At 45.5% G+C, this 18,142-nt stretch carries 29 protein-coding genes; 14 read left to right on the plus strand and 15 right to left on the minus strand.

Annotated elements, in window-relative coordinates; translation table 11 throughout:
* Window positions 1-547: 547 nt before the first annotated feature.
* From L3V30_RS20760 to L3V30_RS20810, 11 genes are all read left to right on the plus strand, one after another.
* Window positions 548-1,081 carry a hypothetical protein gene (locus L3V30_RS20760; protein ID WP_069520212.1) on the plus strand — a complete coding sequence of 178 codons (534 nt, stop codon included), beginning with the start codon at window positions 548-550 and terminating at the stop codon, window positions 1,079-1,081.
* A gap of 366 nt (window positions 1,082-1,447) precedes the next feature.
* Window positions 1,448-2,194 (plus strand): hypothetical protein, encoded by a 747-nt coding sequence (locus tag L3V30_RS20765; RefSeq protein WP_237309735.1) that lies wholly within the window; start codon window positions 1,448-1,450, stop codon window positions 2,192-2,194.
* Window positions 2,195-2,206: 12 nt separating this feature from the next.
* Window positions 2,207-2,890, plus strand: coding sequence for a glycosyltransferase family 25 protein (locus L3V30_RS20770; protein WP_272165592.1), 684 nt, complete (start codon window positions 2,207-2,209; stop codon window positions 2,888-2,890).
* Window positions 2,891-2,926: 36 nt separating this feature from the next.
* Window positions 2,927-3,160: a hypothetical protein gene (locus L3V30_RS20775; RefSeq protein ID WP_069497739.1), complete on the plus strand. Its 234-nt coding sequence runs from the start codon at window positions 2,927-2,929 to the stop codon at window positions 3,158-3,160.
* Complete coding sequence (locus tag L3V30_RS20780) at window positions 3,153-3,308, plus strand: hypothetical protein (RefSeq protein ID WP_180790732.1); 156 nt, start codon at window positions 3,153-3,155, stop codon at window positions 3,306-3,308. Before L3V30_RS20775 ends, L3V30_RS20780 begins: the two co-directional genes overlap by 8 nt.
* Complete coding sequence (locus L3V30_RS20785; RefSeq protein WP_237309739.1) at window positions 3,308-3,553, plus strand: hypothetical protein; 246 nt, start codon at window positions 3,308-3,310, stop codon at window positions 3,551-3,553. Before L3V30_RS20780 ends, L3V30_RS20785 begins: the two co-directional genes overlap by 1 nt.
* A complete protein-coding gene (locus L3V30_RS20790) occupies window positions 3,547-3,906 on the plus strand; it encodes an ASCH domain-containing protein (RefSeq protein WP_237309741.1) in 360 nt (119 codons plus the stop codon). Before L3V30_RS20785 ends, L3V30_RS20790 begins: the two co-directional genes overlap by 7 nt.
* A gap of 10 nt (window positions 3,907-3,916) precedes the next feature.
* Window positions 3,917-4,159, plus strand: a complete 243-nt coding sequence (locus L3V30_RS20795) for a hypothetical protein (protein ID WP_237309743.1) — start codon at window positions 3,917-3,919, stop codon at window positions 4,157-4,159.
* A 56-nt stretch (window positions 4,160-4,215) separates the two neighbouring features.
* Window positions 4,216-4,557 (plus strand): Rap1a/Tai family immunity protein, encoded by a 342-nt coding sequence (locus L3V30_RS20800; RefSeq protein WP_237309745.1) that lies wholly within the window; start codon window positions 4,216-4,218, stop codon window positions 4,555-4,557.
* Between the two features lie 182 nt (window positions 4,558-4,739).
* On the plus strand, window positions 4,740-5,162 hold the full coding sequence (locus tag L3V30_RS20805; protein WP_025558951.1) for a hypothetical protein: 423 nt from the start codon (window positions 4,740-4,742) through the stop codon (window positions 5,160-5,162).
* Window positions 5,162-5,317, plus strand: a complete 156-nt coding sequence (locus tag L3V30_RS20810) for a hypothetical protein (protein ID WP_237309747.1) — start codon at window positions 5,162-5,164, stop codon at window positions 5,315-5,317. Before L3V30_RS20805 ends, L3V30_RS20810 begins: the two co-directional genes overlap by 1 nt.
* A 192-nt stretch (window positions 5,318-5,509) precedes the next feature.
* Here L3V30_RS20810 and L3V30_RS20815 read toward each other — a convergent pair whose 3' ends face one another.
* The 12 genes from L3V30_RS20815 to L3V30_RS20870 form a co-directional block, all read right to left on the minus strand.
* Window positions 5,510-5,944: a hypothetical protein gene (locus L3V30_RS20815; protein WP_237309749.1), complete on the minus strand. Its 435-nt coding sequence runs from the start codon at window positions 5,942-5,944 to the stop codon at window positions 5,510-5,512.
* Window positions 5,945-6,033: 89 nt separating this feature from the next.
* Complete coding sequence (locus L3V30_RS20820; protein ID WP_237309750.1) at window positions 6,034-6,441, minus strand: hypothetical protein; 408 nt, start codon at window positions 6,439-6,441, stop codon at window positions 6,034-6,036.
* The gene (locus tag L3V30_RS20825; RefSeq protein WP_237309751.1) at window positions 6,429-6,755 is read right to left on the minus strand and encodes a hypothetical protein; all 327 of its coding nucleotides are present in this window, start codon (window positions 6,753-6,755) and stop codon (window positions 6,429-6,431) included. The genes L3V30_RS20820 and L3V30_RS20825 overlap by 13 nt, the downstream gene beginning before the upstream one ends.
* A gap of 2 nt (window positions 6,756-6,757) precedes the next feature.
* Window positions 6,758-7,099: a hypothetical protein gene (locus tag L3V30_RS20830; protein WP_237309752.1), complete on the minus strand. Its 342-nt coding sequence runs from the start codon at window positions 7,097-7,099 to the stop codon at window positions 6,758-6,760.
* Between the two features lie 171 nt (window positions 7,100-7,270).
* Window positions 7,271-7,771, minus strand: a complete 501-nt coding sequence (locus L3V30_RS20835) for a hypothetical protein (RefSeq protein WP_237309753.1) — start codon at window positions 7,769-7,771, stop codon at window positions 7,271-7,273.
* A complete protein-coding gene (locus L3V30_RS20840) occupies window positions 7,771-7,926 on the minus strand; it encodes a hypothetical protein (protein WP_180790731.1) in 156 nt (51 codons plus the stop codon). The genes L3V30_RS20835 and L3V30_RS20840 overlap by 1 nt, the downstream gene beginning before the upstream one ends.
* Window positions 7,919-8,425 carry a hypothetical protein gene (locus L3V30_RS20845; protein WP_140203138.1) on the minus strand — a complete coding sequence of 169 codons (507 nt, stop codon included), beginning with the start codon at window positions 8,423-8,425 and terminating at the stop codon, window positions 7,919-7,921. Before L3V30_RS20845 ends, L3V30_RS20840 begins: the two co-directional genes overlap by 8 nt.
* 74 nt (window positions 8,426-8,499) lie before the next feature.
* A complete protein-coding gene (locus L3V30_RS20850) occupies window positions 8,500-8,733 on the minus strand; it encodes a hypothetical protein (protein ID WP_140203137.1) in 234 nt (77 codons plus the stop codon).
* Window positions 8,734-8,796: 63 nt separating this feature from the next.
* Window positions 8,797-9,054: a hypothetical protein gene (locus L3V30_RS20855; RefSeq protein ID WP_069497750.1), complete on the minus strand. Its 258-nt coding sequence runs from the start codon at window positions 9,052-9,054 to the stop codon at window positions 8,797-8,799.
* A gap of 117 nt (window positions 9,055-9,171) precedes the next feature.
* Window positions 9,172-9,693 carry a Fe3+-citrate ABC transporter substrate-binding protein gene (locus L3V30_RS20860; protein WP_180790730.1) on the minus strand — a complete coding sequence of 174 codons (522 nt, stop codon included), beginning with the start codon at window positions 9,691-9,693 and terminating at the stop codon, window positions 9,172-9,174.
* Between the two features lie 311 nt (window positions 9,694-10,004).
* A complete protein-coding gene (locus L3V30_RS20865; RefSeq protein ID WP_049879888.1) occupies window positions 10,005-10,634 on the minus strand; it encodes a tyrosine-type recombinase/integrase in 630 nt (209 codons plus the stop codon).
* A complete protein-coding gene (locus L3V30_RS20870; RefSeq protein ID WP_237309754.1) occupies window positions 10,634-11,092 on the minus strand; it encodes a hypothetical protein in 459 nt (152 codons plus the stop codon). Before L3V30_RS20870 ends, L3V30_RS20865 begins: the two co-directional genes overlap by 1 nt.
* 1,047 nt (window positions 11,093-12,139) lie before the next feature.
* Here L3V30_RS20870 and L3V30_RS20875 point away from each other — a divergent pair.
* Complete coding sequence (locus tag L3V30_RS20875) at window positions 12,140-13,027, plus strand: hypothetical protein (protein WP_025558938.1); 888 nt, start codon at window positions 12,140-12,142, stop codon at window positions 13,025-13,027.
* Between the two features lie 100 nt (window positions 13,028-13,127).
* On the opposite strand, the gene L3V30_RS20880 is transcribed toward L3V30_RS20875, so the two are convergent.
* Together L3V30_RS20880 and L3V30_RS20885 are read right to left on the minus strand one after the other, a co-directional pair.
* On the minus strand, window positions 13,128-14,624 hold the full coding sequence (locus L3V30_RS20880) for a hypothetical protein (RefSeq protein WP_025558937.1): 1,497 nt from the start codon (window positions 14,622-14,624) through the stop codon (window positions 13,128-13,130).
* The gene (locus L3V30_RS20885; protein WP_237309755.1) at window positions 14,617-16,011 is read right to left on the minus strand and encodes a hypothetical protein; all 1,395 of its coding nucleotides are present in this window, start codon (window positions 16,009-16,011) and stop codon (window positions 14,617-14,619) included. The genes L3V30_RS20880 and L3V30_RS20885 overlap by 8 nt, the downstream gene beginning before the upstream one ends.
* Before the next feature lie 309 nt (window positions 16,012-16,320).
* Here L3V30_RS20885 and L3V30_RS20890 point away from each other — a divergent pair, with 309 nt between their 5' ends.
* Together L3V30_RS20890 and L3V30_RS20895 are read left to right on the plus strand one after the other, a co-directional pair.
* Window positions 16,321-16,716 (plus strand): hypothetical protein, encoded by a 396-nt coding sequence (locus L3V30_RS20890; protein ID WP_237309756.1) that lies wholly within the window; start codon window positions 16,321-16,323, stop codon window positions 16,714-16,716.
* Window positions 16,713-17,228 (plus strand): hypothetical protein, encoded by a 516-nt coding sequence (locus L3V30_RS20895; RefSeq protein ID WP_237309757.1) that lies wholly within the window; start codon window positions 16,713-16,715, stop codon window positions 17,226-17,228. Before L3V30_RS20890 ends, L3V30_RS20895 begins: the two co-directional genes overlap by 4 nt.
* Window positions 17,229-17,694: 466 nt before the next feature.
* On the opposite strand, the gene L3V30_RS20900 is transcribed toward L3V30_RS20895, so the two are convergent.
* Window positions 17,695-18,090 carry a hypothetical protein gene (locus tag L3V30_RS20900; protein ID WP_237309759.1) on the minus strand — a complete coding sequence of 132 codons (396 nt, stop codon included), beginning with the start codon at window positions 18,088-18,090 and terminating at the stop codon, window positions 17,695-17,697.
* Window positions 18,091-18,142: the final 52 nt, after the last annotated feature.

Consider the following 18,142-nt stretch of genomic DNA (forward strand, 5'->3'; position numbering starts at 1 on the left):
TATTTAGATGTAATCGGCATAAAGACTCTAATCGCGCTTTGGCTTAAGCGCATGCTTGTATATAATCCAGTTTCACTCTCATTTGTCTACAAGTGTTGACATGTGCACATTATGTGTCTACACTTGTGGACATGGTAAGGTTTTCTTACCTAACTACGTTTACGTAGTTTGTTCTTTGAAAATGAGATCTATCAACCTTGTCTATGGAGGAAAGCTTATAAACTATCACTCTGATAAAGACGTAAACAAGGCAATTGTTTACGCCGTGGAAAAGGGTTGGCGCTTTGTAGAAAAGGGAAACGGCCATACGGTCGCATACCTATACTGCACAAGTGATTCGGACGGAAAGCATGAAGAAGTTAAATGTTACATCGCTATCTTCGGCAGCCCTAAGAACCCAACCAACCATGCTAAAAAAATCAGAAAGGCCGTTGACGGTCATTCTTGTTAATAAAGGTCGCCAGTGTGGCTGGCGACCTTGTTCAGAGAGATAGATAGTATACCTAAGACAATAATAGATTCTCTAACTCAAAGCATGGAGTTTACTATGAGAGAGTATGAATTTGCGCTAGTTGTATCTAGCGACACACAAGTATCAGGAGAGTTAATCTGTAAATATGCCGACATGCTATTCGAGGCCGGAGCCGAGGATTGCACCGTTTCTTCAAAAGGAAATGTTTTAGTTGTAGATTTTGACCGTGAAGCTGACTCATACGAGGAAGCGGTCGTAAGTGCTATTAAGCAAGTAAATTCAGTAGATGGACTAACCGTTAAAAGCGTCGATGCTGGCCAATATGTAGGGCTATCAGACGCAGCGGAGTTATCCCAATTAACACGCTCAGCTTTATCTAAATTTAGCAAAGGCGAACGAGGTGATGGCACATTCCCAACACCTTACTTACGAGTGCAAGGCAAAGCTCCTTTATACGATTGGAGCGAGATTGCACAATGGCTTGAAAGCAAAGGCTTGGTTGAACAAGGCATTGCAGACAACGCCAAGATCACTGCACAACTTAACATGGCGTTAAAGCTAAAGAACGGCGAGCTAGAAAACGTATCACGACTAGCCTCAATGCTTTAGCAGTTAGAATAATAACTCCATAGACAAAGTTAGATCTCAAGGTTGCCACCAGCACATCGCTGGTGGCTTTTTTGTATGCGCGACAAAAATAATCTATTCCAGTTGTTCGGTTTGGCCGAACTACTCACTTAGTAATCCGTTCGGAATTTAATCAATTTAGTTTCATTTCTATAGAACTGAAACTAAACGCAGGGCGCGCCTCAATGGTGCGCTTTTTTTGTCCTAAATAACGTCATTGGCATACAAGAATTAATCAGTTTATATCTCTTTATAAAAAATGTGTTCGGAATTAGGAAAAAGTGATATATTCAACCCGTTCCTAATCTCCTTGAACTTTCAGGGGAAGTACAGAAAACGGAGACTACAATGATTGTCTATAAAGTTGGACGTTACACATTCTCTGCCGACCTTTGCCGATACTCAAAAGAAGTCGGTAAAGAGGGCAACTACACACTAGGCTTTTGCACGGTCGAGTACCTACCTAAAGGCAACAGCCTATACCACCCTGAGCCGAAGATTATCGACGCTAACAAACCATACGACATTATTGAGTTTGACCCTAAAGCGAAGATCAACGGCAGCCTGGCAATTCAATGCGAACCAGACAAGTACAACGCGACACAAGCGGAGGAAATTAGCTGGATTGCCATTAAAATAGACGCACCAAATGGCGACCTAGACGGACTTATCCGCAAAGTGGCCGAAGAACGTGGCATTGAGCTTACTGAGCGCGTTATGGCTCAAACCCGAGAAAGACTATTCACCAAGTACGCAACGCCTCAATACAGCGATCCAGCAACGGTTGGTGCGCTTGTTCGCAATACCTCAACCCTTAAGGCCGATTACTACTACAAATCGCGCCTTGATGCGCTGGCTAAGCACTTCAACACGACCGTGCGACAAGCTGAATGGCTGGTATTCCTCGATCGCGGTTCGAAGATGGCCAAGCGTGACGATGGTTGGCATCCAACACTACTCGATTTAGACGAACCAGCCACAGAGAAAGAGCTTAATGAGTTGGTGGACGCTGGCGCAATCGCCTTTGATGCAGAGAGCAACACGTACACCAACACTGAAAAAACAACCTTAGCACTGAGAGAAAACTACCTGTAAGAGAGCACTACCGTGAACAAGAAAATAAAAATTTACGTACTGACGACTATGAACAAGGAAAGAGTTGAGTTCATGAAACAGTTACTTAAGGACGTTAACTTTGAATTTGTGGAATCACTAGGCACGGAAGCCTTAAAGGAACTAGAAGCGAAATACGCCCGTAAATCGCTGCGCTACAGAAAGAAAGCGTTAATGCTTGGCGAACTTGGCGCATTCAAAACACATGCTATGGCTTGGGAACGCATCGCCAAATCTGGTGAAGCGGGAATTATCATCGAGGATAGCGCTGATTTCGTTCGTGACGCATCGATCTTGCTAAGCGACGAAGTACGCAACCAAATCAACAATTGTGGCCTCGTATCCTTTACGGATTACGAGTACAAGCTGCATCCAGATAGACCAACGCTATTTAGAGATATTCCATTGCGCAAAGCGTTCCCAATTCGCTGCTATGGCATAACTCCGCATCGAGCCAACGTACTGCTATCTATGCTCAACAAAACGGGAATGGTTTTACCTGTAGACCGTTGGATGGGTACACCTAAGCTATCCGGCCTGTTTGGGTTTGTCAGCAATATCGGCGTAGCTATAAGACGAAACACCACCAGCATAGCGAACGTGAGACGAGGCAAAGCGTCTTACAACCCGCTTAATCTGATATTCAGAGCATTCAACAAGCACAAATACCAATACTAACCACCACCAGCAAATGTGAACAATTAGGAGCAAATTATGACACTTGACGATTTGGTTTTTCTTGTTTGGAAAGATGCAACCATTGACGGCAACGAACTACACGGCGTAGTGACGTTAAACGAAATAGAATTACTTGGCCTTGTTCGTGAGGCATTCGAGCGCAAAACTGGCCTTAAGGCTCAACACATCGAGCTACGCGCCATCACCAGCGAACCAGACGAGTTTTACGCTGACTTACCACGCATCAAAGTAGGAGAGGACGATGAATAATTTCTCTGAATTAACGTGCTTTGATTGCGGTTGTGGCGTTGAAGCTTTTTATCAAGATAACGGCGCACCGTTCTATCAAGTTTTCTACTGTCCAGATTGCAAAGACAAAGCAGTAAGAGAACAGGCCGAAGAACAGGAGGACGAGTAATGCCTAAAATCATCATTGAAATCACGCAACCAAAAGACCACAGCGGCGTTGTTGCCTTACCAGAAGCCGGAGCGGTTGCCACGGCATTGCATGTGGACATTTACGTTGATGGCGACGACAGACAAAAGCTAGCCACACTGGTAGCCGATAAGCTGGCCGACGTGTACGCAGCAACGATACAAACAGGCATTAAGGCGGCGGTTGATTCCGTTCTAAAGGAAAGCATTAAAGACCAATCATGTTAATCAACGGCATTGAAGTTACACGCGCATTGATCATCCGTAAGCCTTGGATTCACCTTATCCTTGCTGGCTTAAAGACTTGGGAAATGCGCTCAACCAAAACCAAGATACGAGGCACCATTGCCCTAATTGAACAGGGCACTGGTTTAATCGTTGGCCTAGCGAACTTAACCGACTCTTTAGAGCCGTTATCGCATGCAGAATTGATGGCCAACTTTGATAAACACAAGGTGGACTATGACGCTATGCCTGAGCTGGCTAAATGGCGTTGCCCTTGGGTTTTGGAGGACGTACAGCGCATTGAACCAATCCCTTATGAGCACAAGGTAGGCGCTGTAATTTGGGTAAATATCTAGGAGTAATTAAATGGCTCGCTGGTGGAAGAAAACCAAATACACGATCGAGTACAAAGGCTATGTGTTTGAGTACGACACAGCCGAGGAACTAGGGCGCATGGTGGCGCAATCAGGCTGCGGCATGGAAAACCCTTTCGACCCTAACACCGTGGAATTTGACCAGTTCTATGACAGCTACGCGACAACTAAGGAAAAAATGGCCAAGGCATCAAAAATAGCGAGAAACGGCGAAGTGTCGATCGCTTTACTATAAAATCCAAACACCATCAGCAACATAATGCGAGTAATCAGCACTTAAGGTAAGTATCTATGTTTAAAAAGGCATTGTTAATAGGCATGTTAGCCTTAGCATCAAGCAACGCCTCTGCGTATTTTCTGGCTGGGAGCGACTTGATAGAACCTGTTCGAGAATACAGAAAAGCAGAAAGAGGCGAGACAGGCGTAGATTACAGCATGGCTTGGTATTATCGAGGGTACGTTTTAGGCGTTTATGACACTAATGATGTGAGATATTGCACCCCTCAAGGGTTCACAATAGCCCAATTGATGGCTGTAACAGCGAAGTATATCGAGGACAACCCGAAATACTGGAATGAGCCAGCAGATCAATTAATCGCTAGCGCAATCATGGCCAACTTCCCATGCAAGTGAAAAAGCTCAATACAAAAACACCGCCCATCGAGGCGGTGTTATTTTTTTAACTTCACACTTAACGGTAGTGACTCTCCGATATTTGCAATTATTACACCTATAACCCTGATTCAACAACTACTTTTACCCGCCAATTGCTGTTAATGTGTAGCTCAAACAACGCCACCAGCAAGGAAAACAACGTGAACGACAAGATTGATTTGGACAAGGTACTCGACAAGCTAACCAGCATGACACCTGACCGCCTAGAAAAAGTCATGGACAAGTTCAACCTAGCCCAAGAAAGACAACGGGCAGCCCAAGAAGATAGAGAGGCCAAGGAATCAGGTATCGAGCGTATTACTTTGTTCTTTGCTGGTGGACATAAGGCACTATTGGTAAAGCCTAATCCATTAACGGGAGTATGGTTGCTGAATCTATATGGAGCTGGCACTGTTACCGCCCCGCAGGATGTGAACGTAGAATTTGAGGTAACAGACCACTTCACTGAGCTATTCCGCTTCTCGATGACGTTCAATGGATTCACCTATTGGCATGACCTTGTTGATGAGCAGATGGCGCAAGAATTGGCTACGTTCCTTAATGTACCGTTACAGATTCAATAATGACGATGAAAACAGACCAAAAACACCAAGAAAGCCGAGCTCTGCTTGCGCTGGTGGCGATTTCTCATAGTGACGTGAGCAATGGGCGCACTATGACCTCAAAAGCGCTTAAATCGCGTCTGACAGCGCGCAGTAGAAATGAAAAAAGCGCCTAAAAAGGCGCTCTTTCAAACGGAAAAACAAATCTGGTTTGGTCTTTATGTGAGATTATCCTGTTCACTGACTAGGGGAGTCACCTCCGACACTAACGCCCTCTCAAAGAGTTCCAGTTGCGTTAGCAAGCCAATTATCACAAAAGAGTCGTCTTGGTGCGACTCTTTTTAGTATTTATATGGCCGTAGTCATCCCTAATAACACACCGTTGAAGTTCCAGTAGTGTTGCAATATACAGGTCGCATTTGGTCGTTAGCGCGCTGTATAGAGTCACTTAATGCCTTGGCGTTCGCTGCTTCTTCGTACTTGCGTTGCCGAGCGGTGTTCATGGTCGCATACGCATTAGCCTCGGCCATTCGACAATCTTGCTCCGTTACCTCTGCATATTGATAGTAGTTGTTCATGGTGCGAATTAGACGATCTTCATCATAGCTCCAAGTACCTAGCAAATAGCCATAAGCGCCTTTCGAGTCAACGTATAGTTTCGGAGACATGCTTCCATTTTCGAAGCATTTTTGTAGATGCACCAACTGCACTGCATATTGGTCATAAACGTTATCTGGCATGGTCTGAGCGCAACCAGACACCAATAGAACACCAAGTATAGAAGCCAACTTTTTAATAGACATAGATTTCACCTGTTTTGATTACTACTTTGGCTAATAGCCATATCAATAGTGCGCCAATTATCCCGCCGTTTAACTGGCGCATCAATGAGTTAAATGCAAACTCTTTGAGACACATCGCCAGAACCAGTAGTCACTCGGCCACGAACGCGACCGCACACCACATCGCCCGAACCTGTACGAACATCGCCGCCAACGTCTCCGCATTTCACGTTACCCGAGCCAGTGTTAATCGACTTCGCCCCGTTGCAATTGACGTTACCCGAACCAGCGTCAATATCGCCCACATCGCCATTGATATGGATGTTGATATTCACGCTCTTAATGTCCTCTTGTAGCTTGCCATCAACAAAGACACGGCCATCGCTATCGATCGAGATAGAATTGCCCTTGTAGACCTTGCCGTTGATTCTGATTTCGCTACCAGCGCTAATACTTGAGATAGATGCAGCTACGTTTGAAAATCGCAGCTTGCCAAACAGTTGATTTAACCAAGACATATCAATCCCCCTTTAACGTTTCGATTGGCCTCAAGCCTCTCGATAAAATCTCTCTGATACGGTTTTAGTTCGAATTGGCCACACGCCTCAACAAAGGCCGTTAGGCTCGGTATCTCGCGCTTAAAGCTGGCGTACTGGCGCATAACTTGACGTGAATACGTCTTACCGCTCCGACCATCTGACAGGCCACCAGCAACGGCGGCCTTTTTGTTTAATGCACTGGCCACACTGACGGCCAATAAAGACTTTCTATGAATGGCCAGCTCACTGCCGTAATCGTCACAAATTACGATGGTTGCTTGTCGTCCTCTCATACTTACATTGCTCGCATTTTCTCGAACTCAATCAAGCTTCGAATGGTCGCCATTTCTTCTAGGCATACCGCTTCTTTGTGCATGACCTTGCTAATATCGCGCGTCTCGTACTTGGCTTGTTCTATTTTCAGTTCAGCCAGCTTCTTATTGGATTGGCGTACATAGTTGGAAAAGGCGCGTGTTCCGGTCTTAAGCGTTGGTAACTTCTCTTGGATTTCCTTTCGCAGTTCGAAGAACGCTAACAAAGGCATTTCTTGTTGCGCCTTATATCGTGCTGCTTTCTTCTCAAGCCGTTTGTATTCAGCCTCAAGCGCATCGATGACAAGTTGCGTTCTACTTCTCATGACTATGTGCCTCTTTCTGGCGCGCTGGCTTCCATATCCAGCGTTTTGCGCCCAAACCAGTACCAGACAATGACCCTTGGATATAAACGCCTCTACGGCCAATATTGAGCGTTAACCAGCGCCCACCAATTGAGACGCTAGTAAAGCCAGTTTTGCCAAAGTTAACCCTTATCAGGCCAAGTATTCGGAATGATTTGCGGAAAGTAATGTTCGTTTTTCGCATGGTATGTACTCAAAATGGTTTGCATTCTTGGTGCGAGCTGCCCCTGTTACTATCAGGGCGTTATCATCATTGGTGATTGTGGCCATTAGCACCTGTTTGGCCTTATCGGTTAAGTAGGATTCGTTAACGATGATCTTAAAGTTATGTAGACACCAACCCGCCAGCGCTTCCTCTCGACCACTACGGTAGTGTTGAAACATGATCGACGGTCGGCCACATGTATCGGCGTTCTTAAGGTAAACCTCGCCACTATGTTTAACGATGTTCTCTACCATTAGGCAATCTTCAATCAGGGATAAATATTCGTGCTTATCCTGGACTGAACATACAAACAGAACGCGACGTTTGGGATTGTGCTTAATACAGGCCATCGCAAAACGCATGGCATCAATCTTTGAGTTACTAGCTACCGTAGCAAAGTAGTTCTCTGTATTGGTGATTAGGTTCATCAAGACACCGCCTTAAATATAAAATCCGACATAAGGACGACCAGAACAAGGCCGATCACAATGCGCAAGAACTCGGGCAACTTGATCACATCGAACACGCATTCCAGCACAAAGCAAATCGCAACGGCCAACCAGAACGCTGGCCAGTTAATCATATTCATTACTATCAACATCCGATAAAGGGATTAGTCGTTTTAAACCCGCGAACGCAGTAGAAAGAGCGATCGCATCCAGTGAGCGAGGCTTATGGATAGTCCATTGGCCTTTGCCGTTAATGGCCACCAGCTCGCGCTTAATATCGTGGCCAGTATCACTCGCCACCAGCCCCGCCAACTCAAATAAGAGCTTCACACGCGCACTAGCAAAGCGGCTTGTTTCGCCTACAGGGATGAATACGTTTTGTGTCTTAACTTTGCAGCGTAGGAACTCGTAAATGAAGCAGCCGCAACCGTGACTGGACACAACCGCATGGTCGTCACCAATCAGCGCTAACAGGTTTGCTTTCCAATCGTCGTTAAAGACCTTGGAGGCATCCAGAAAACGGAATCCATCCACGATAGGGCGCTCTTGTTCGTCCTTGTGGCACTTGATTTCACATAGGTAAGGCTGGTTCTTATGAAAACCAACCGATACAACTCGTATTTGCTTGCTCATTCGGTTAACTCTCGTAGTGTTTGGCCAAGGCAACGCGCTGACGCTGCCAAGTGCCATAGGATTTGAATCGTTAATTACTTGCGTAGCTGGCGCTCTGTATTGCGGCGTAGTACCCAATATTGTGAGTCTGATGTAGTCATCGCCCAATTGAGGTAGTGCTGGTTAATGCGCTCTACACGGCGGCGTTCTTTGATGCTGAATGCCTTATCGCTTAAGGCTAGGTAAAGCATCCAAGCCGATATAACGAATATGACGGCGGCACTTATCCAAAATGCCACGGATATGAAAGTGCTAAATGAAATGCTCATGTTTCTTTTTTTGCTGCTGGTGGATGTATCGAGATACCGGCTTTTGCTGGAACCGGTATGTAGTTAGTTGTAGTGGCGAACCTCGAAGCGTTTAACCTTGGATTCTTCTAGGATTGCGGCTAGTCGGTCTAATCGCCATTCCCTCGGCTTATCATCGCGCGTGTAGCGCACTGAGTAGGCTTTTAGGTCGTCGGTAGTGTTATCGATGGCCAGTAGGGAAAAACCGCCGCTCGCTTGCTGTTGAGCGACGATACTGAGCTGGTGGCCATGTTCCACCAGCCGTTTGAACTCACATAATTTAATCGGTGTAATCTTTGCCATGATGCAAATTCGTCATTTTTAAACGTCTAAAACGCCACGTTTAACAATAGGAGCGTATTGTAACTGTGAGTAACGTATTTGCAATGTCTGTTCGGAATGAACATAAACGACAGCAATTTACTTAAGCTGTACGCTGCTGACCTTTTCGATGTGCATCAAAACATCCAGAACATCGCTGTGAGCTTGGAGTAGCTTTCTCTTTGCAATTGTCCATGCCGCTAATTTTCCGTAAGCGTTCACGCTCACTTTGATGTAATGCTCATGCTTCTGGTCGTTCTCATCGTACTTGGTGTACCGTGCTACATAGTATTGCTTGCCATCGATGGTGGTTAGCCGTGGGTCTAGGCTTTTTGGCAAACGCGCCAGTAAGTTGAATTGCTTGCGAACGCGATCCCAACAACGTCCCCATAGTTCTTTGCCGATTTGGTTTCGTATTTTGGTTGCCTTGCGTAGCCCTTTCTTTTCCCCAATGCGAACAAACCCGACAGAACGATAAATATAACCGCCCTCCGGTTTAGGTACGCTAACTGCGTAACAGGTCTTTTTCTTGGTGATAAATCGGTAGCCCGTATTAGAAACAAAATACGCATAAGCTTTGCTGCATTCTGGCATTGTCTTACCCTCAAAATAACAGATCATGCGATTCCTTTCGTTTTTAGTTTGATTGGCCGTTGCTGCCCTTTCTTGGCCAAATGGACAACGTTACACGGTAACGCTATTATTTATATTCTGAATTAATGCGACAGATTGATATTCTTCAAATCATCATAACTGCACCCAAGCACTAACTTGATGGCCTTTTTACTGAACCCCTCTTTCAGTAGTTTGCGCACTTTTGGTTTAAGTTCATTCGGAATGGGTTTGCGGGATAATTCCTTTTGTCGCAGCTTAAATTCGTTTACTCGTAAGTTCGCATTCATTAGAGCTTTACACATAATTATCCCCTCCCGTCACAGTGCTTTTGGTGTTAGTGAAATACCCGTTGTGTACTCTTTTGCTTCGTCGTGGAACGTTCTTAGATAGTGGTCGGTCACGGCAATACTAGAATGGCCTAGCGCGTCCTTGATGACCTTAAGAGACGCGCCACTATCCAACAGTAGCATGGCGTACATTTTGCGCATGGAATGTGTTGATAGTTGGTATGGCAGTCTCAATTCCATCGCTATGCGCTTATATACACGGTTGATGTACTGGATGCTGATCGCGTTGCCTTTCTTGGCCAAGTGGTGATTGGATTGAAACATCACCTCATTATGGCCATTGTGTAGATAGATACGTCGAATCAGTTCTTCCAGTTCGGCATTAACGTGAATGGTAATGCGGGATGCTTCCTTAGCGGCCTTTTGGGTCTTACCTCGGGTAATTCGACCGTTATAGCCTTTTGACTGAACAATGGTAAATGACGACTTAATCACGCCATTTATCATCACATCGCTGAATTTTAGCTTCGAAATGTCGCAATAACGTAAACCTGTACGCACTTCCATTTCAATCATCATAGAGATAAGTGGGTTAATGTCATCCATTAAACGGATTATTTGTTGTAACTCGTTTAAGTCACGCGCAGGGAAAGCGGCCATTAGATTAACTCCACATCATTAGCACTAACCGTTTTAAACTCGCCACCAACGAACACTTGGATTTGCAGGGTTCGAGATAGCAAGCCAAATCCCAAGAACAAGCCTAGCTCGCCATCGACGCGAACAAAGTCGTGGTGAACAGGCAAGCGGCCAAAGTGGTTGATCATCTTGGTTTGCGCTTGGACGCTTTGAGGCTCTTTGATGGTATTGATAGCAAAGCGAAGCTGAGAGCGGATTTTCATTGCGTTGCTGCCTTTGCGCGCTTTGCTGATAGTGCCTTGCGCACAAGGGTAGCCGTAGAAGTTACGGATAACAGCGGCGGCTTGCTCTTGGCCACCACATTCATTAATTAGCTCATCCAAAGAAACAAGGATAAGGTCACGGCGTTGCTCTTGAATCGCGTTGCGTTTGCTCGCCCACGCATCAGAAAGCGACAACAACTCATTTTTTTTAAACATTTTTTGCTGATCCTTTTTGGCAGTATGCCTCTGTTTGCTTGCTTATTAATATATTCCCTTGGAATATGTTTTGCAAGTATGTTCGGAATACTTCTCTTGAAGGTACAAAGAGTTCCAAAAGTCGCTATTTCATCGCTTTTTGATATAAAGCGCAATAGCGGCCAAAATGCCACCAGCCACACAGGTTTTTTAGTCAATATTCCTATGGAATATATAGTATTCCGCACACGAAATACTAGGATTAGACCTGACAAGTAAAATAACACTAAGTGCCTGTTTTTATTGGTTTTTGTGGTATTTGGTGGCCATCGGCAACCGAAAAAGACGTGATAAGTTAGTTTCAGTTCCGAGCAGAACTGAAACTAAAAGGGGTTTTTTAAAAACAACTGAGTCCAATCGCCCACTTGTGGCAATATAATGACAGGGTTACACCGTCACGCGACACTAGCAAAATTGCATAGCCACACACATTATGCGGTCTAGCTCACGTTATGAAACCTTTTCAGTGAGTAACGATACAATTGCATTATTTTGCATATATAGACAATCACAGATCACAGTCTCATAATACTGCGCACAAAAGTGTCCGATTGGGTAGCATACCCCATTTACAGCTTACCAATCAGGACGATACATGTTTGGTTGGCCAGTTGGTTGGCTTAAGAGATAAAGATTGTGCAGCGCATGTTGAATCAATTAATCCCACTAGAAATCTTAGATAAATGCGACCTTTCCTTAGACGTATTCAGTGAGTCGTTCTTAGAAGACGCAACAGACATTTGTATGCTCCACCTTATCCAATCGCATCCGAACGCACTATGCAATTCGTCTATTAATCGGGATGATGTCTTAAACTTCGTTCGAGATCACTTCTCCGCTTAAAAATCAAGACTTCTCGCGTCCTCCTGTTCGTTTTTTATTTAATTCCGAACACAAAAACGGTATGCTTGGTATCAAGGGCAAGGGTAGGGTTTTTCGTTACTCGCATACGCTCATGGATGGAGTGTAACCCCTGTCCTCCAATATTATTTGGAGCAACCGTTCACCATGATTAATAAATTAAAGACTGAAATTAAAGATTCTAAACCTATTGATATAGATACACTTAATCAACTTCTTGCAAATAAACAAACGGCTGATGCTCGCCTTAAACGTGCCTTGAAGCACCGCGCGACATTTTCCGAACAAATTGATGGCAAGGAAGATAGTGGACTATTCAATGACCGTATCGTAGCTGTAGTAAAACGTGGCAATCCAACCACTCGTTTACTTGAGTATATTGATGCCGCTAAAGCTGCAAATAAGGAGCTTTTAGAACGCGCGCCTCAATACTTCAATAGCTCATCTAACTCGTTTAAAGAGACAACCGTAATTGATCACGTTCGTCGCGTTAACATCACAATCAATAAAGCAGCAAGCAGCCAAAAAATGACTGGCGCTCGCTTAGTTAAACGCCTTGAAGCGTACTTACGTGACGTTGACCGACAACTCTCTTACGAATTGCCAGAAGATGAGTTAGAACAGCTTAATAAAAACAAAGCTGACGCTCTGCGTGAAATGGATTACTTCCAAAAGCATGCAGACGTTGAATTTAGGAAACGTGGCCAAGAACACAACGACATTGTGGCTATCATCCATACCTATGATGGTGACAATGGCGGTATGTCGCGTGTAGCGAAAAAGGTTCACGTTAACGCTGGTGGCCTTGTTGTTATTAGGCATCGCTCTTGTAAAGATCACGATGTTCTCATTACGAACAACACCACTGAGGGACGTTCGATATTTGATGAAGCTAATGGTTTTAAATCCGTGCTTTACCCAACGTCTACCATGTACATCGAAAGCGAACTAAACGCTATTCGTGAAACACGAAAAGAGCTGAGAAGTAAGAACGAAAACAAAGCCCGTTCGCAGTTCGACGGCTACGTTAACTAACTTCCAGCCCAACAGATTGTTGTTCCGCTTAAATTGGTGATCAGGCGGCGATATATGGTGTATCGCCGCCTTTTCTTATTTTTGTTGTCACCAACGGAAATTACGCCTCATCGGAATCCAGCGCTTCCAGTACCCATTGTTCTACAGAGCTGCGTGACTCTAGCATGTTCTCTGTCACTTCCATTTCGTGCGGTACATAGTCCACCAGTTGAGAGAAACAATACGTATCCCAACGGTCGGGAGAGGGTATATTTAATTTCTCTTTCATGGCTGGCTTAGGCATCATTACCCATTGGCCTGACTCATTGATTGCACAAGGTATTTTACTGCCTTGCTCGGCGGTCTTAACGTTCTTATCTATCTGCATCCGGCCTTGGTTGATAGAATCCCGCGCCATAACGTTCGCATAGGCACGTTGGTTAAAGAAACGCTGCTTATCGCTGGTGGAGTGCATCTTTTTACCCCAACGAATGCGCTGTACGCGCCGTCCGTAGCGTTCTAAGCAAGTCGCCGTGTCATAACCTACACCGTCACTATCCACTGCTATCGTGATGTTTGGGTACAAGTCCTCACTACACTCTGCATGGATAATGTCAGCAAACCGAACCGGATCGACCGTGCTTGGCTGTTCAAGTAACTTCACGTTCTTAACGATGCGCTCCATGCGCTGACCCCAAACCTTGCAGATATTGAGTATCGATCTATCTCGACCATTACCCACGTCCACCAGCGCAGCCCAACCCCAACCATCGGGCATATCGAGGTTGAGCCTTGAGCTTTTATCCAGTGCATCCCGACTAAGCAGCATGCCAGCAATGGAACTTGGGAACTCCCCACGTACTTTAATCAGGTATTCCGGTGCCTCTCGACCGCCATACTCCAATCGCTTATCGAGGATAAACTCCACGGTTACGAACGGCGATTCCTCGGAGTTAAGCCGGATGGCTCGCCATCGACCGCTAGGCTCGGCTAATCGGTGATGAGTATCGTAGAAATAGCCGCTAGGGCGCGTTGGCTGGCTCAATAACAGCATTCGGTTATCTTTCTCGGTCAATGCACCCGCTAACACACCAAAAGCCTTGTCAGAGACGCCTGACGCCTCATCGACAATAACAAACAAGTGTTTAGCGTGTTCACCCGCCAGCGCTTCCTCGTTACCAATACGGCACGATTTAGCACTGGTTTGCCAGATACCTTTTGCTGAGTTTTCAAAAAAGGCCGTCTCGGTAATGGTGAAGTATTGCTGTAACCAACCGTGCTTTTGTAACAGCGTGTTCCAGTTGGACTTTAGGTACTTCCATACACCGATTTGTACCTGTCTCGCGTTGTTCGCCACCAGCACAACACGCGCATTGGGGAAGCAGAGCATGAAAGCAATGATCATGATACTGGTCATGTCTGACTTACCCGTACCGTGGCCAGAGCTGACAGTCGTTCGCGCACCAACACGCTGAGCACTATCAATGATTTTGCGTTGTTGCCAGCTCGGTTTCTTACCGACTAGCTCTACCGCGAGGCGTTTCCAGTCATAGCGATACCGCTTAACTAGGGCAGGGTAACGGGGATCTTGTGTTACGCTCTTTATTCGTTTAGCCACCAAGTACCTCGAAGCTATCTAGGTCGTCAAACCCTGATACTTCCTCGTCATCGAGGGCATCATAGGCTTGCTCTTTAGCGGCTTCGTTCTGTATTTGGGATGGGGATAGGGTAGGTTCTATGCCGTTCTCTAGGTCTTCGGCTTCTTTGATTCGTTGGTTAATTTCTTCTTTACGTGCTGGTAGCCAGCTATCTTCCTGTTCAAGCTGTTCTAACGTGTAATCATCAAATAGTTCATCCAGCTCTTGCTCACTGATACCAGTGTCGTCTACTTCTGGCTCTAGGTTCGCTAGTTCTACCTTAGCTTCATGCAATAGCGTTGCTGGTGGACGTGCGCCTAACTTCTCGATTTGTTGGCACGTCTCTAAGGCTGTCCAGTTGTTCTTAGTACGCAGAGAAAGCATTTCTATTACTAGGCTGGTTTCTTCCGCTGGTAGTAAGTGTGGCATCATCAATTCAGCGTATTCCTGTTTACGCAAATCGATATAGCGTTTGGCCTCTTGCTTGGCCATCGTGGAAATACTTAATTCCAGTTCACGCAATCTGGTGCCATAGCCAAAGATGAGACGGTCACGCATGGCGTTAATGTCTACTGGTTCATTCTCATCATCGAGCGGGATGTTTCCGGTTTCCTCCATTTCATCGATCTCTTTAAGACGCTTGGCCAACGTCTCATTCATTCGGTAATACTGCGAACGGGCAATAATGAGCTCGTTGCAAACCGACAGTGGATCGGTGTCCATGAGAATATCCATGATTTCGCCAGTAATACCCGCACTACGGGCATAGCCACCGTGGATGATTGGGCGACCAACTTGCGCACTGGAATACTGCGAAATTCCCTCAATTGATCGTGGCTTGCGCAGTGATCCAATACCCCCTGTTTTCGCGCGATCGCCTTGCGCACTTTGCGCTTGCTCAGTTGCCCCCGCTTGCTTGGACTTTGATTTATCAGCCCTTTTTTTCTTCTTGTCGTTCTTCGCTTCTTGGAATTTCGCCACTTGCTCATCGTAAAGATCAAATAATCGATCGAACTCGGGCAGCGATCGCATGGAATTGAACTGACGGCGCAATGTCGCACCGTTCACCCCTTTATCTTTCGCAAAGGCGGCCATTGTGAGCGTTGGATTTTGAGCGCCACGCACCAGAAATTCTTTCAATAGGGAATGCCAGTCATTGCCCTGACTGGTCTTTTTCGCTTTGATTTTTGGCATGATGGACGGTTGGAACTTACCGCCCTTTCTGGCTGGCCGTTTTATATATCGTTTAGCAGTGCCGTACTTTAGTCCGTTGGCTTCGCAATACTCGGCCAGCGTCAAAGTCGGCTGCTTCTCTAACTGCTCCCAAAACTGCTGTTGGTGAGCCTGATAGTCAATCTTGCCGGACACGGTTAAACCCCATTTATTTCGTTACGTTCGGAATAATACAGAGTTTAGAGAGCTGATCACAATACGAACGAAAGCAGATGAAACAATCATTTAATTGTCAACAGTATTTTAAATGCAAAATTTACTAACACGACACTAAGCAGTATTTACAGTAACGATTTTTTGCATATAATCATGACCAGCTAGTGAGTAACGCTATTTTTGTTCAATTGATTCTGCGGCACGATATAGTAATTGGCTGCGTTATCTCACTAGCCACCTTTCCCCCATACCCAAGACAACGCGCTACGTGATGAAAGGAACCCCGCCTTGAAAGCACCCGAGCGCATCAAATTCAGACACAAAGCCAAAACCAAAGCACGACAAGCCACGTTTAGAACTCGCCAACGAGAAAAAGGCTTAGCGCTGCTCCAAGTGCGCATTTCTCGCCTTGCTCACGCCAAAGCATGCGAACAGTGCGAACAGAACGGCATTACCCTGACCGACCTATATCAATTGGCCATCAACCACACTGACCCGAACCAGCTACCAGAAAAGCACCCCGAGGTGACAGAGGGCGACCTTGTAGGCACACGCCAAATCAGCCCTTGGATTGATCCCGAAGTGGCAAAGACGTTCGAGAAATTGGCCACCAACTACCGCAATCGCACCATAGCGATGAGCGCCATCGTCTATGCGTATTGTGTTCATTGCGAGGAAGAATGAACCGAACCGGACACGCTTGGGGAGCACTGTGCTTTGCTCCCGTTCCTCTCGCCTTGATGGCAGACGCTACACCGCTGCATTCAATCCTGGCATTTCTTGCGTGCTTAAGCGGTTCGAGCGCACCGGACTGGCTTGAATTTGACAGAATCCCGCACCGAACTTACACCCACATCCTTTCGTTATGGCTCGCTGTAACGGCCTATGGCTATCATTTGGCATTAGGGGATACATTCGTACTCATTGAGGCGTTAAAGGCCACCAGCACGATTCTAGGTGCGATTCTGTGTGGATTTGGATGCGGTTGTATCTCGCATTGGCTTGGGGATGTGCTAAACCGCCAACCAGTGCCGATTTTCACCCCATTTGATAGGTACTGTTTGAATCTGTTCGCCTCGGGAAGCCACCAGCGAATCACATGCGCATTCATTTTCTCGGTAGCATGTATTTTAGCGGCCTTTTTACGGCCTTTGTCATTCCGAATAAACTTGCTAAAAATGACGTTTTTGACATAAAAAAAGGCCACGTTTTACCGTGGCCTTTTGATTTTGAGGAGTTGTCAATAACAGGTAATTTCAATAACCAATGGCTTCGCCATCTGTAATCTGGAGTATCCACGCCCATTTCTTGTGAGCAAGGCAAATATAGGACACCCAAAACGCCTTTTCAATAGGTTGAAACGCGACACATACCACAAATAAAAAAAGAGCCAGTATTTCTACCAGCTCTTTGACTCTCTTTTGCAAACCTTTCTTTGAATCACTTGCCGAAGCTTTACACTTCAACACGAAACAGGGCAATTATATTGATACTTACCTTGAAAAATCAACAAAAAAAGCGCCGATGGTGTAACCAAGGGCGCTTGAGATCAGCTGTCTAAGATTTTAAAGGAAAACACGGTCGTCACAATGGCAACTAATGTAACTCGCGCATGAATAAATTTAGCCGTTCGGAATAATCAATTCAAGTGCTTTTTAGCAATTAATGGCAAGTTAGACCCTCAAAGCGGCGAACCGATGTAAGTATGCCTGTTCCATCCTTATCAACGATGTTGGCAAACATGAGCGTACTGCTCTTTGGCTCTTTTACCAGCGTTACATACTCGCTCTTTTCGTTATGGCCATAGAACCACACGTACTCGCCATCCTTGTTTAAATCGGAGACTTTAGTGAGCTTGTAATCGTGCGTATATATCTTGCCTTGAATATCAGTCTTAACAGCAATGTCCTTTGTTTCGGTATTAATGCTTATGGCCTTTGCATTGTTACCGGAGTAAGGGAAGTCACTCTCATTGATACATAGCGTTGTTGAGGATAATGCACTAAAGGATGTTGCTAAGGTAATTAGTCCAAGCAGCGTTCGCTTAGTTGTTCTCATTTTGGTTATTCCTCGCCCTAATTGATTAAATTCAAACTGTTATTGATAACGG

It is taken from the genome of Vibrio sp. A1-1 (assembly GCF_021728175.1).
GTDB lineage: Bacteria > Pseudomonadota > Gammaproteobacteria > Enterobacterales > Vibrionaceae > Vibrio > Vibrio diabolicus.

Bases quoted from the DNA above. Each gene is read 5' to 3' on its own strand.
- L3V30_RS20840 (WP_180790731.1), bottom strand. From the start codon at position 7,926: ATGATTAACTGGCCAGCGTTCTGGTTGGCCGTTGCGATTTGCTTTGTG.
- L3V30_RS20790 (WP_237309741.1), top strand. From the start codon at position 3,547: ATGTTAATCAACGGCATTGAAGTTACACGCGCATTGATCATCCGTAAG.
- L3V30_RS20765 (WP_237309735.1), top strand. From the start codon at position 1,448: ATGATTGTCTATAAAGTTGGACGTTACACATTCTCTGCCGACCTTTGC.
- L3V30_RS20895 (WP_237309757.1), top strand. From the start codon at position 16,713: ATGAACCGAACCGGACACGCTTGGGGAGCACTGTGCTTTGCTCCCGTT.
- L3V30_RS20815 (WP_237309749.1), bottom strand. From the start codon at position 5,944: ATGTCTATTAAAAAGTTGGCTTCTATACTTGGTGTTCTATTGGTGTCT.
- L3V30_RS20860 (WP_180790730.1), bottom strand. From the start codon at position 9,693: ATGATCTGTTATTTTGAGGGTAAGACAATGCCAGAATGCAGCAAAGCT.
- L3V30_RS20800 (WP_237309745.1), top strand. From the start codon at position 4,216: ATGTTTAAAAAGGCATTGTTAATAGGCATGTTAGCCTTAGCATCAAGC.
- L3V30_RS20795 (WP_237309743.1), top strand. From the start codon at position 3,917: ATGGCTCGCTGGTGGAAGAAAACCAAATACACGATCGAGTACAAAGGC.
- L3V30_RS20780 (WP_180790732.1), top strand. From the start codon at position 3,153: ATGAATAATTTCTCTGAATTAACGTGCTTTGATTGCGGTTGTGGCGTT.
- L3V30_RS20900 (WP_237309759.1), bottom strand. From the start codon at position 18,090: ATGAGAACAACTAAGCGAACGCTGCTTGGACTAATTACCTTAGCAACA.
- L3V30_RS20850 (WP_140203137.1), bottom strand. From the start codon at position 8,733: ATGAGCATTTCATTTAGCACTTTCATATCCGTGGCATTTTGGATAAGT.
- L3V30_RS20865 (WP_049879888.1), bottom strand. From the start codon at position 10,634: ATGGCCGCTTTCCCTGCGCGTGACTTAAACGAGTTACAACAAATAATC.
- L3V30_RS20875 (WP_025558938.1), top strand. From the start codon at position 12,140: ATGATTAATAAATTAAAGACTGAAATTAAAGATTCTAAACCTATTGAT.
- L3V30_RS20820 (WP_237309750.1), bottom strand. From the start codon at position 6,441: ATGTCTTGGTTAAATCAACTGTTTGGCAAGCTGCGATTTTCAAACGTA.
- L3V30_RS20825 (WP_237309751.1), bottom strand. From the start codon at position 6,755: ATGAGAGGACGACAAGCAACCATCGTAATTTGTGACGATTACGGCAGT.
- L3V30_RS20835 (WP_237309753.1), bottom strand. From the start codon at position 7,771: ATGAACCTAATCACCAATACAGAGAACTACTTTGCTACGGTAGCTAGT.
- L3V30_RS20845 (WP_140203138.1), bottom strand. From the start codon at position 8,425: ATGAGCAAGCAAATACGAGTTGTATCGGTTGGTTTTCATAAGAACCAG.
- L3V30_RS20870 (WP_237309754.1), bottom strand. From the start codon at position 11,092: ATGTTTAAAAAAAATGAGTTGTTGTCGCTTTCTGATGCGTGGGCGAGC.
- L3V30_RS20810 (WP_237309747.1), top strand. From the start codon at position 5,162: ATGACGATGAAAACAGACCAAAAACACCAAGAAAGCCGAGCTCTGCTT.
- L3V30_RS20830 (WP_237309752.1), bottom strand. From the start codon at position 7,099: ATGAGAAGTAGAACGCAACTTGTCATCGATGCGCTTGAGGCTGAATAC.
- L3V30_RS20775 (WP_069497739.1), top strand. From the start codon at position 2,927: ATGACACTTGACGATTTGGTTTTTCTTGTTTGGAAAGATGCAACCATT.
- L3V30_RS20785 (WP_237309739.1), top strand. From the start codon at position 3,308: ATGCCTAAAATCATCATTGAAATCACGCAACCAAAAGACCACAGCGGC.
- L3V30_RS20760 (WP_069520212.1), top strand. From the start codon at position 548: ATGAGAGAGTATGAATTTGCGCTAGTTGTATCTAGCGACACACAAGTA.
- L3V30_RS20855 (WP_069497750.1), bottom strand. From the start codon at position 9,054: ATGGCAAAGATTACACCGATTAAATTATGTGAGTTCAAACGGCTGGTG.